The organism is Streptomyces sp. NPDC001002 (genome assembly GCF_053599215.1).
Genome location: NZ_JBSFLV010000047.1, coordinates 59,965 through 70,791 on the forward strand (window position 1 = coordinate 59,965; position 10,827 = coordinate 70,791).

General features: G+C 68.6%; 7 protein-coding genes and 1 pseudogene. 5 read left to right on the forward strand and 3 right to left on the reverse strand.

Annotation, left to right across the window (positions count from 1 at the left end; genetic code table 11):
* Positions 1–76 precede the first annotated feature (76 nt).
* From ACWDR3_RS22390 to ACWDR3_RS22405, 4 genes are read left to right on the forward strand one after another with little or no spacing between them, the layout of a single operon-like run.
* The gene (locus ACWDR3_RS22390; protein WP_450354279.1) at positions 77–1,354 is read left to right on the forward strand and encodes a glycosyltransferase; all 1,278 of its coding nucleotides are present in this window, start codon (positions 77–79) and stop codon (positions 1,352–1,354) included.
* Positions 1,351–3,000 (forward strand): ArnT family glycosyltransferase, encoded by a 1,650-nt coding sequence (locus ACWDR3_RS22395; protein WP_450354280.1) that lies wholly within the window; start codon positions 1,351–1,353, stop codon positions 2,998–3,000. Before ACWDR3_RS22390 ends, ACWDR3_RS22395 begins: the two co-directional genes overlap by 4 nt.
* Positions 2,997–4,190, forward strand: coding sequence for a glycosyltransferase (locus ACWDR3_RS22400; protein ID WP_450354281.1), 1,194 nt, complete (start codon positions 2,997–2,999; stop codon positions 4,188–4,190). The genes ACWDR3_RS22395 and ACWDR3_RS22400 overlap by 4 nt, the downstream gene beginning before the upstream one ends.
* On the forward strand, positions 4,187–6,631 hold the full coding sequence (locus ACWDR3_RS22405; RefSeq protein ID WP_450354282.1) for a galactose oxidase-like domain-containing protein: 2,445 nt from the start codon (positions 4,187–4,189) through the stop codon (positions 6,629–6,631). Before ACWDR3_RS22400 ends, ACWDR3_RS22405 begins: the two co-directional genes overlap by 4 nt.
* Positions 6,632–6,658: 27 nt before the next feature.
* Here the strand turns inward: ACWDR3_RS22405 and ACWDR3_RS22410 are convergent, their stop codons facing one another.
* The 3 genes from ACWDR3_RS22410 to trhA all read right to left on the reverse strand — a co-directional run bounded on the left by ACWDR3_RS22410 (position 6,659) and on the right by trhA (position 9,718).
* Positions 6,659–7,282 (reverse strand): TetR/AcrR family transcriptional regulator, encoded by a 624-nt coding sequence (locus ACWDR3_RS22410; protein WP_450354283.1) that lies wholly within the window; start codon positions 7,280–7,282, stop codon positions 6,659–6,661.
* 5 nt (positions 7,283–7,287) lie between these two features.
* A complete protein-coding gene (locus ACWDR3_RS22415) occupies positions 7,288–8,868 on the reverse strand; it encodes an MFS transporter (RefSeq protein WP_450354284.1) in 1,581 nt (526 codons plus the stop codon).
* 136 nt (positions 8,869–9,004) lie between these two features.
* Positions 9,005–9,718 carry a PAQR family membrane homeostasis protein TrhA gene (trhA, locus tag ACWDR3_RS22420; protein WP_450354285.1) on the reverse strand — a complete coding sequence of 238 codons (714 nt, stop codon included), beginning with the start codon at positions 9,716–9,718 and terminating at the stop codon, positions 9,005–9,007.
* Between the two features lie 340 nt (positions 9,719–10,058).
* Between trhA and ACWDR3_RS22425 the strand changes: the two are divergent.
* Positions 10,059–10,827 (forward strand): annotated as a pseudogene (locus tag ACWDR3_RS22425) (hypothetical protein); the annotation flags it as partial.

The window sequence follows — 10,827 nt, forward strand, 5'->3', positions numbered from 1 at the left end:
CCCTAATGTCTGCACAGTGACGCGGCGGGTGTGACTCACCGTCGCGACAGGGGGTTTTGGGATCTGGGGGGATCTGTTGCTCACGTCCATTTTTGTCGCTGTCGTTTCGCTTGCCTTGTTCTGGATGGCGGCCTTCACCTTGTGGTGGCAGATGCATGCCTGGCGTACGCCGGAAGTGCTCGCCTCCACCCGCTTCAGCAGACCTGACGGCGACGAACACGTCAGCTTCTCGCTGCTGGTCCCGGCACGGCACGAACAGGCCGTCCTGGACCACACCATTCAGCGTCTGCTGGAGTCCACGCACACCGACTTCGAGATCATCGTCATCGTGGGACACGACGACCCCGAGACCACGGAGGTGGCCGCGTCGGCCGCCGAGCGCGACCCGCGCGTCCGTGTCGTCGTCGACACCCACGAGAAGAAGAACAAACCCAAGGCCATGAACACGGCGCTGCCGCACTGCCGCGGCGATGTCGTGGGGGTCTTCGACGCCGAGGACCAGGTCCATCCGGAGCTGCTCGCGCACGTCGACCACGCGTTCCGGACCACCGGCGCCGACGTCGTCCAGGGCGGTGTCCAGCTGATCAACTTCCACTCCAGCTGGTACAGCCTGCGCAACTGCCTGGAGTACTTCTTCTGGTTCCGCTCCCGGCTGCACCTGCATGCGCAGAAAGGGTTCATCCCGCTCGGCGGGAACACCGTCTTCGTCCGCACCGACGTGCTGCGCGAGGCCGACGGCTGGGACCCCAACTGCCTCGCCGAGGACTGCGACCTGGGCGTACGCCTGTCCAGCGTCGGCAAGAAGGTCGTCGTCGCCTACGACTCCGACATGGTGACCAAGGAGGAGACCCCGGGTTCGCTGATGTCGCTGCTCAAGCAGCGCACCCGCTGGAACCAGGGCTTCCTGCAGGTCTACCGGAAGAAGGACTGGAAGCAGCTGCCGGGCTTCGGGCAGCGGCTGCTGGCCCGGTACACGCTGATGACGCCGTTCCTGCAGGCGATCTCCGGCGTGATCATCCCGCTCAACGCGGCCGTCGCGCTCTTCCTCGACGTGCCCGTCGGGATCGCCTTCCTGACCTTCCTGCCACTGGTCACCGCCGCCGTCACCTTCGTCTTCGAGGTCGTCGGACTGCACGACTTCGGCAAGCAGTACGGACTGCGCGTCCGTGCCGTCCACTACCTCAAGCTGATCGTGGGCGGCCCCTTCTACCAGGTCCTCCTCGCCGGGGCCGCCATCCGCGCCGTCTGGCGCGAGCAACGCGGCCGCAACGACTGGGAGTTGACCAGCCATGTCGGCGCACATCTGACCCACGCCGAAGCGAACCGTGACCTCCGAGAGGATGTCCCTGCGTGACCTCCACCCTTCCCGCGGTGACCACGACGAAGGTCCCCGCGCAGCGCCAGCCTGCGCCGGAAACCGGTTCGGCCCGTCGGACATCCCTGCCGGCCCGACTGCGTTCCTCCCGATCCGACCTCCTCCTGTGCGGCGCGCTCCTCGTGGCGATCCTCGTCGTGCAGGGCTGGAACATCGCCGACTACCCGACGCTCAGCGACGACGAGGGCACCTATCTCGCCCAGGCCTGGGCGGTCCAGCAGGGCAAGGGCCTGGCCCACTACACCTACTGGTACGACCATCCCCCGCTCGGCTGGATCCAGTTGGCGCTGCTGACCTGGATCCCCTCGCTGCTCAGCCCCGAGTCGATGACCGTGGGCAGCATGCGCGTGGTGATGCTGCTGATCAGCGCGATCAGCGCGGTCCTCGTCTACATCCTGGCCCGCCGTCTGTCGCTGCCCCGCTGGGCCGCCGGCCTCGCCATGGTCCTGTTCGGGCTCTCGCCGCTCTCGGTCGTCCTGCAGCGCGAGATCTTCCTCGACAACATCGCGGTGATGTGGACGCTGCTGGCGTTCACCCTCGCCGCCTCCCCGAGCCGTCATCTGTGGCACCACTTCGGCGCGGGCCTCGCGGCGGCCACGGCGGTGCTCACCAAGGAGACGATGCTCGTCATCCTCCCCGCGGTGTTCCTCACCATGTGGCGCCACAGCCACCGCGACACCCGCAAGTTCGCCCTCACCGGCGCCATCACCGCCTGCGTCCTGATCGGCTTCGCCTACCCCCTGTTCGCCCTGCTCAAGGGCGAGTTGATACCCGGCGGCGGGCACGTCTCCCTGTGGGACGGCGTCAAGTACCAGATGACCAGGCCGGGTTCGGGCTTCATCCTGGACAGCGCGTCCGGTTCGCACGGCGTGCTCCGGTCCTGGCTCTACTACGACCGGGTCCTGCCGCTCGGCGGTCTGGCCGGCGCGCTCCTGCTGCTGGCCACCTGGCGCTGGTCGGTCACCGCCCGCTCACTGGCCGGACCCGCCCTGACGGTCGGCATCCTGGCCCTGCTCGCGCTGCGCCCCAACGGCTACCTGCCCGCGATGTACGTCATCCAGGCACTGCCCTTCCTCGCCCTGGTCCTCGCCGGCGGCACCGCGTCCGTAGCCCACGCCGTGCTGCGCAGATGGCGGGCCGAGGGCGAGGGCCGCTATGTCACCGGCGGCCGGTACGCCCTCGCGGCCGTGCTCGCGGTCGCCGCGGGCGCGTACGTCGTCCCGCGCTGGTACGACGGCGACCACACCGCGGTGACCGCCGACGCCAACGCCCCCTACCGGGCCGCCTCCAAGTGGCTGGCCTCCGAGGTCGAGGACCCCGAGGGCACCCGGGTCCTGGTCGACGACGCGCTCTGGCTGGACCTGGTGCACCAGGGGTACCAGCCCGGGCTCGGGGTCATCTGGTTCTACAAGGCCGACCTCGACCCGGCCGTGACCAAGACGATGCCGCACGGCTGGAAGGACATCGACTACGTCGTCGCCTCCCCGACCGTGCGGCGAGACGCGGTGGACCTGCCCAACGTCAAGGCCGCCATCGAACACTCCACCCCGGTCGCCACCTTCGGCACCGGGGACGACCGCATCGAGATCCGCCAGATCCAGACGGCCTCCGGAGGCGCCCGATGACGCACGAATACACCGCCCCCGGCGAACTCAACGATCCCGCCGTACGCGCGGCCGAAGTCGCCGAGCCCGGCGCGGTCACCATCGTCGTGCCGACGTACAACGAGTCCGCGAACGTCCGTCAACTCCTGCACCAGATCACCGAGTCGGTGCCCGCCCGGCTGCCGTGCGAGGTCGTCTTCGTGGACGACTCCACCGACGACACCCCCGAGGTCATCTACGAGGCCGCCAAGGACTGCCCCTTCCCGGTGACCGTCCTGCACCGCGAGGAGCCGGTCGGCGGGCTCGGCGGCGCGGTCGTCGAGGGCATCAAGGCGGCCGGCTCCGACTGGATCGTCGTCATGGACGGCGACTGCCAGCATCCGCCGTCCCTGGTACCGGAGTTGGTCGCCACCGGCGAGCGCTCCGGGGCCGGGCTCGTGGTCGCCTCCCGGTACATCAAGGGCGGCAGCCGGGCCGGTCTGGCCGGCAGCTACCGGGTGGCCGTCAGCCGGGTGGCCACCTGGCTGACCAAGTCCCTCTTCCCGCGCAGGCTGCGCGGGATCAGCGACCCGATGTCCGGGTTCTTCGCGATCCGCCGCAGCGACATCACCGCGGAGGCCCTCAAGCCGCTCGGCTACAAGATCCTGCTGGAGCTGGCGGTCCGCAGCCGGCCCCGTCAGGTCACCGAGGTGCCGTTCGTCTTCCAGGACCGGTTCGCGGGCGAGTCCAAGTCCAGTGCGCAGGAAGGTTTTCGCTTCCTGCGTCATCTGATCGGGCTGCGCACCGCCTCGCCGGTCGCCCGCATGGTGGGGTTCGGGCTGATCGGCGCGACCGGCTTCGTGCCGAACCTGGTCGGCCTGTGGGCGCTGACCAAGGTCGGCATGCACTACGTACCGGCGGAGATCCTCGCCAACCAGCTGGGTGTGGCCTGGAACTTCGTACTCATCGAGCATCTGCTCTTCCGTGACCGTCGTGGGCACCGCCGTTGGTGGGACCGTGTCGGCCGGTTCGGGCTGCTCGCCAACGCCGACCTGGTGCTGCGGATCCCGCTGATCGCGCTGTTCGTGCACCGGTTCGGGATGGGCGCGCTCGGCGCCACCGCGCTCGCGCTGGTGACGACGTTCGTCCTGCGCTTCGTGGGGACCGAGGCGCTGGTCTATCTGCCGCGCAGGGGGCGCGGGGGGAGTACCGCAGCAAGGAGAGCCGTGTGAACAGAGCGAGTCTCACCAAGAATCTCAACAGGCACCGAAGAAGGACTGCACTGGTCGGGGTGGGGGCCCTGACCGCCGGTCTGCTTCTCAGCTCGCCGCAGTCCGCCGAGGCCGCCAACCTGGTCAAGAACCCGGGCTTCGAGACGGCCGGCACCGACGACATGCCGTACTGCTGGGAGAAGTCCGGCTGGGGCGACAACGACTTCACCTTCCAGACCACGAGCGACGCGCACAGCGGGTCCAAGGCGATGAAGGTGTCGCTGACGCGTCGGGTCGAGGGCGACCGCAAGGCGCTGATCACCGAGACGACCGCGTGCGCGCCGGTGGTGAGCGCGGGCAAGCAGTACGACCTCGGGCTCTGGTACAAGTCGACGACACCGGACGCCAACGTCACCCTCTTCCGGCACGACACCACCGCCGGCTGGCAGTACTGGACCGACCTCAAGACCCTGGAGATGCAGGGGAGTTGGACCCAGGCCACGGTCCGCACACCCGAGGTCCCGGCCGGTACCGACCGGATCACCTGGGGTGTGTCGGTGTACGGCACCGGCTCGGCGACCACCGACGACTACACGATGGAGCAGGTCCCGGACGTCACCCCGCCGGCCACCTGCACGGGCACCGCGGACCAGTGCGCCAATGGCCGCTGGGACGTGCTGCCCACGCAGAACCCGGTGCGCTCGATGCACTCCGTCGTCCTCAACAACGGCAAGGTGCTGCTGATCGCGGGCTCCGGCAACAGCGAGGAGCAGTTCAACGCGGGCACCTTCACCAGCGCCGTCTACAACCCGGCCGACGGCTCCTACAAGGTCATCCCGACGCCGAAGGACATGTTCTGCTCCGGCCACATCCAGCTGCAGGACGGCCGGGTGCTGGTGATGAGCGGCAACAAGGCGTTCCCGGCGGCGGACGGTTCGCACGGCTACGAGGGCTACAAGGACTCGTACATCTTCGATCCGGTCACCGAGACCTACAGCAAGACCAACGACCTGAACGACGGTCACTGGTACCCGTCGGCGACCGAGCTGGGCAACGGTGACGTCATCTCCTTCGGCGGGCTGCGCGAGGACTCGACCGGTTCGGTGACCGCCGAGTACTGGTCGGACGCCGAGCAGAAGTGGCTGGCGCTGTGGCAGGTCAACCAGACCTGGTCGTACTGGGGTCTGTACCCGTCGATGATCCTGATGCAGGACGGGCGGCTCTTCTACTCGGGCAGCCATGTCTTCGGCAACAACATCCCGGGCACGGGCTCGGCGATCTACGACTACAACGCCAACACGGTCACGCAGGTCCCGGGGTTGCAGAGCAAGGACCAGCGGGACCAGTCGGCGAGCGTGCTGCTGCCGCCGGCGCAGGACCAGAAGGTCCTCACCATCGGTGGCGGCAACATCGACTCCAACCCGGACGGCAACCGGCTGACCGACGTCATCGACCTCAAGGCCGCCAACCCGGCCTACGTGGCCGGACCGCCGCTGCCGCAGGGCACGGTCGACCTCGGCAACGGCCCGGTGCCCGAGACCGGCAACCAGGGCAAGATGTACGTCTCCGCCGTACTGCTGCCCGACGGCAAGGTGCTGGAGACCGGCGGCGCGCTGCACAACCGGGCCAACCCCGTCTACGAGTCGTCGATCTACGACCCCGGCACCAACACCTTCGACCCGGTGGCCGCGGACCCGGAAGCCCGCGGTTACCACTCGTCGTCGTTCCTGCTGCCGGACGGCCGGGTGATGTCGACCGGTGACAACCCGGGCAACGGCACCTGGAACCACAACGTGTCGATCTACACGCCGCCGTATCTGCTCAAGGGCACGCGCCCGTCGATCACTTCGGTGATCGACACCGAGTGGACCTACGGCGACACCCAGCGGATCACGGTCGACCGGCCCATCGCCAAGGCCGAGTTGATCCGTCCGGCCGCGGTCACGCACTCCTCGGACCCCAACCAGCGGTTCGTGGATCTGCCGCTGTCGGTGGACGGCAACAACGTCGACCTGAACGTGACGAGCAACCCCAATGTGGCGCCGCCGGGTTGGTACATGCTCTTCGCGGTGGACGCCAACGGTGTGCCGTCGGTCGCCAAGTGGGTGCATCTGCAAGGTCCTTCGGCGCTGAGCGCCTCGGACGCCTCGGCGCACGTGCACTCCTTCGCCGACTCCCTGGAGGGCAAGGTCGCCGAGCCCGGCAAGAAGCGCGCCTCGCAGAAGGTCCCCGTGACCATCTCGGGCTGCGACCGGCACTACGGCTCGATCAACGTGTGCGTGCCGACGGCCTTCCCGAAGACCGTGAAGAAGACCGCCGAGGCGCGCTGCAGTTGGCTCAAGAAGAACGACTACGGCCGGCTCAAGGTCAACGGCAAGGACGACCCGCTGGGCCTGGACCGCAACAAGGACGGCCTCGCGTGCGGAAAGGGTGATGTGAAGACCGTGCTGACCAAGCGCTGACGGTCGGTACGGAACCGGAGCACGGGCTCAGTCGGTGAGCCCGTGCTCCAGCACGTTCAGGGTGCGGTCCACGAGGTCCTTGAACTCGTCCTGGTGGCCGTTCTCCGCCCAGTACAGGGACGTCTCCATCAGGCCGCCGATGATGGCCATGGCGTAGACCCGGACCTCCAGGCTGCCCGGGTCCCGGCCGGTGCGCTCGGCGATGGCCTGGCAGAGCATGTTGCCGGTGACCGACATGCTCTCCATCATCCGCGAGCGCACCGCCGGGACCTGGACCATGAGGTGGGTCCGCAGCCGGGCCACCTCGGGGTCCTCCTTGATGCCGAGGCGGATGGCCTTCTGCATGACGTACCGCAGAGTGGTCATCCAGGGCTCGTCGGCGGGCCGCTCCCGCAGTTCCTCCATGATGATCGGGTCGAACTCGTCCGTGAGGACGATGTCCTCCTTGGTGGGGAAGTAGCGGAAGACGGTCGACGGCGACACCTCGGCGCGCTCGGCGATCTGCTCGATCGTCGTCGCGTCGTACCCCTGCTCCTCGACCAGTGCGTACGTCGCGGTGCGGATCGCCTCGCGGGTCTTGATCTTCTTCCGCTCGCGCAGGCCCAGCTGGGGGCGGTCGGCGGGGCTGAAGGGGGAGGGTGCGGCCGTCATACCGCTCATTGTCCGGCATCCGCCGACGCGGTGGCCATCGCCGGGTTCCCGTCCTCCTCCTCCTTCTTCTTCTTGTCGGTGTGCCTGACCGGAGTGTTCGGCAGGAAGGCCGCGGCCAGCAGGGCGGTGCCGAGGGCCGCGACACCGCACACCAGCAGGACCAGGCCCATGCCGTGGACGTACGCGCTGTTCGCGGAGGCCACGAGGTCGGCCGAGCCCGTCTGCCGGCCGACGAGATGGGCCGCGACCACGGACTCCCCGGCGGTGTCGGCGGCCTTGGCGGGCAGCCCGGTGGTGTCGAGGCGGTCGCGGAAGCTGCTCGCCAGCAGGCTGCCGAGCAGGGCGATGCCGATCGCGGAGCCGACCTGGCGGCAGGTCATCAGCAGGCCCGAGCCGCTGCCGGCCCGGTCGCGGGGCAGTGCGCCGAGCGCGCCGTCCATCGCGGGCACGACGGAGAAGCCGAAGCCGATGCCGGTGACGCTGAGCCACAGCGCGGTGAATCCGTAGCCGGAGTCGACCGTCGTACGGCTGCCGAGGAGGGCGGAGAACGCCAGCACGACCAGACCGGCGGTCACCGCGGCCCGGGGGCCGAAGCGGGCGACGACGGGATGCGCGGCCCGGGCGGCGACGAGCAGTCCGCCCATCATCGGCAGCAGCCGCAGACCGGTGCCGAAGGCGTCGTTGCCGAGGACGGCCTGGAGGTACTGGGGCAGCACGAAGAGGAGCCCGGACAGCACGAACGTCACCATGGTCGCGGCGAGCATGTTGAAGAGGAAGCCGCGGTGGGTGAGCAACTCCATGTCCAGCATGGGCCGTTCCATCCGCCGCTCGCGCAGCACCAGCGCGGCGATGAGCACGACGGACGCGATGAGCATGCCGACGACCAGCGGGTCGCCCCAGCCGCGGGTGGGCGCCTCGATGATCGCGTAGATGAGCGCGCCGAGGCCGGACGCGGTGAGCGCGGTGGAGGCGACGTCGACCTTGGGCGAGGCGGGGTCGCGGGTCTCGGGCAGCAGGAAGACGCAGGCGGCGATGCCGATCGCGGCCATGGGCACGTTGACCAGGAAGACCGAGCCCCACCAGAAGTGGTTGAGCAGCCAGCCGCCGATGATCGGGCCGAGCGGCATGCCCAGCGCGGACGCGGCGGAGATGATGCCGACGGCCTTGGTGCGCTCGTCGGGGCCGAACAGCGAGGGCAGCACGGACATCGCGAGCGGGGTGACCAGCGCACCGCCGATGCCCATGAAGGCGCGGGCCGCGATGACCCAGTTCACGTCCGGGGCGAGCGCCCCCAGCAGCGAACCGGCCAGGAAGAGGAAGAGCCCGACGATCAGCATCCGGCGCCGGCCGAACCGGTCGCCGAGCAGACCGGCGGGGAGCATCAGCGCGGCGAAGACGATGACGTAGGCGTCGGCCATCCACTGCTGCTGGCCGGTGCTGGCGCCGAGCTCGTCGGCCATGGTGGGCAGCGCCACATTGAGGATCGTGGTGTCGAAGCCGAGCGTGAGCAGGCCGGCGACGAGGGCCGCCAGGGCCCACCAGCGGCGTGGATCGGGAGTCGAGGGAGCTGGAGTGGAAGTAGCCATGAAATGAGAGTAGCTCTCAAAAGATGGCTGATGTCAACAGGGAGTGGCTTTCAGATCATGGCGAGGCGTGCCGGGGTGCACGAAAAATGGCCACGGCTGGGGAGCCGTGGCCATAAAGGAGCGGGTGTCTCAGGTGTTACCCGTGCTGGTACGCCACCAGGGAGATGCCGACGTAGTGCGTGAGGAAGGCCGCCACGGTGAGCGAGTGGAAGACCTCGTGGAAGCCGAACCAGCGCGGGGACGGGTTCGGGCGCTTGATGCCGTAGATCACGCCGCCCGCGCTGTAGAGGAGGCCGCCGACGATCACCAGGACGAGGACCGCGATGCCGCCGGTGCGCATGAAGTCGGGCAGGAAGAAGACGGCCGCCCAGCCCATCGCGATGTAGCAGGGGGTGTAGAGCCAGCGCGGGGCGCCGACCCAGAAGACCCGGAAGATGATGCCGGCCGCGGCCGCGGCCCAGATGCCCCACAGCAGCACCTGACCCTTGGCGCCCGGCAGGAGCAGCATCGTCAGCGGGGTGTAGGTGCCGGCGATGATCAGGAAGATGTTGGCGTGATCCAGTCTGCGCAGGATGCCGTCCATGCGGGGCGACCAGTTGCCCCGGTGGTACAGCGCGCTCACGCCGAACAGCAGGCAGGCCGTCAGCACGAAGATCCCGCACGCGATCCGGCCTCTTGAGGAGTCCGCGAGCGCGGTCAGCACCAGGCCCGAGACGAGCACGGCCGGGAACATGCCGAGGTGCAACCAGCCGCGCAGCTTGGGCTTCACGTGGTCGGGCAGGGAGAGCGCCTCGGCGACGCGGCCGGCGGCCGTCGTTTCCGTGTGCGCGTCGGGGACGGACGCAGTCATGCCCGGCATCGTACCTACGGACCCGTAAGTTACGTGTCAGTAGGAGCTGAGGAACAGCCAAGAGTGGCCATCCTCTCACGGGAGTTGATGGTCCGTACCGCCGCGCAAAAGAACCGTTGGGTGAACCCAACGTGCACGTAAAGACACGCTCGGAAACACGGAGATGCGTGGCGATCCTCACTCCGCTCATCCGTGAGGCCCTATGGACATATGGGCGCGCGCGTCGGATGATCAAATGAGTGCGGTCGGCACCGGATGAGCGCTGAAGATCAGCCGTGCAGCATCCGGGCCGCAGCCCCCACGGGGCCTCCAACAAAAAATCCCTCAATTAGGAGCAATCGTGGCGCGCGACATCGCGGCTCCCCCCGTCATCCCCACAAAGCACCCAGAACTGATCTCGTGGGTGAACGAGATCGCCGAACTGACCCAGCCGGACAGCGTGGTCTGGTGTGACGGATCCGAAGCCGAGTACGAGCGACTGTGCGAAGAGCTCGTCGAAAAGGGCACCTTCAAGAAGCTCGACCCGATCAAGCGCCCCAACTCCTACTACGCCGCCTCCGACCCGACCGATGTCGCGCGGGTCGAGGACCGGACGTTCATCTGCTCCGAGAAGGAAGAGGACGCGGGCCCGACCAACCACTGGAAGGCGCCGGCGGAAATGCGGCGGATCTTCTCGGGGGAGAAGGGCGAGGGGGGCGTTTTCCGTGGCTCCATGAAGGGCCGGACGATGTACGTCGTCCCCTTCTGCATGGGCCCCCTCGGCTCGGACCTCTCCGCGATCGGCGTCGAGATCACCGACTCCGCCTACGTCGCCGTCTCCATGCGGACCATGACCCGCATGGGACAGCCCGTCCTGGACGAACTCGGCGAGGACGGCTTCTTCGTGCGTGCTGTGCACACGCTCGGAGCGCCGCTGGCCGAGGGCGAGGCCGACGTGCCCTGGCCGTGCAACTCCACCAAGTACATCTCGCACTTCCCCGAGAGCCGCGAGATCTGGTCCTACGGCTTCCCCGCGGTCGGCGTCATCCTCGGTCGGTCCGCCGTGCCTGGCGAAGTGTTGGCGACCGCGATGCCCATCTTCAGCTCACCGCCCCCGGATCCGGGGCTGT

Bases quoted from the DNA above. Each gene is read 5' to 3' on its own strand.
- ACWDR3_RS22410 (WP_450354283.1), bottom strand. From the start codon at position 7,282: ATGACGGCCGCACCCTCCCCCTTCAGCCCCGCCGACCGCCCCCAGCTG.
- trhA (WP_450354285.1), bottom strand. From the start codon at position 9,718: ATGACTGCGTCCGTCCCCGACGCGCACACGGAAACGACGGCCGCCGGC.
- ACWDR3_RS22415 (WP_450354284.1), bottom strand. From the start codon at position 8,868: ATGGCTACTTCCACTCCAGCTCCCTCGACTCCCGATCCACGCCGCTGG.
- ACWDR3_RS22400 (WP_450354281.1), top strand. From the start codon at position 2,997: ATGACGCACGAATACACCGCCCCCGGCGAACTCAACGATCCCGCCGTA.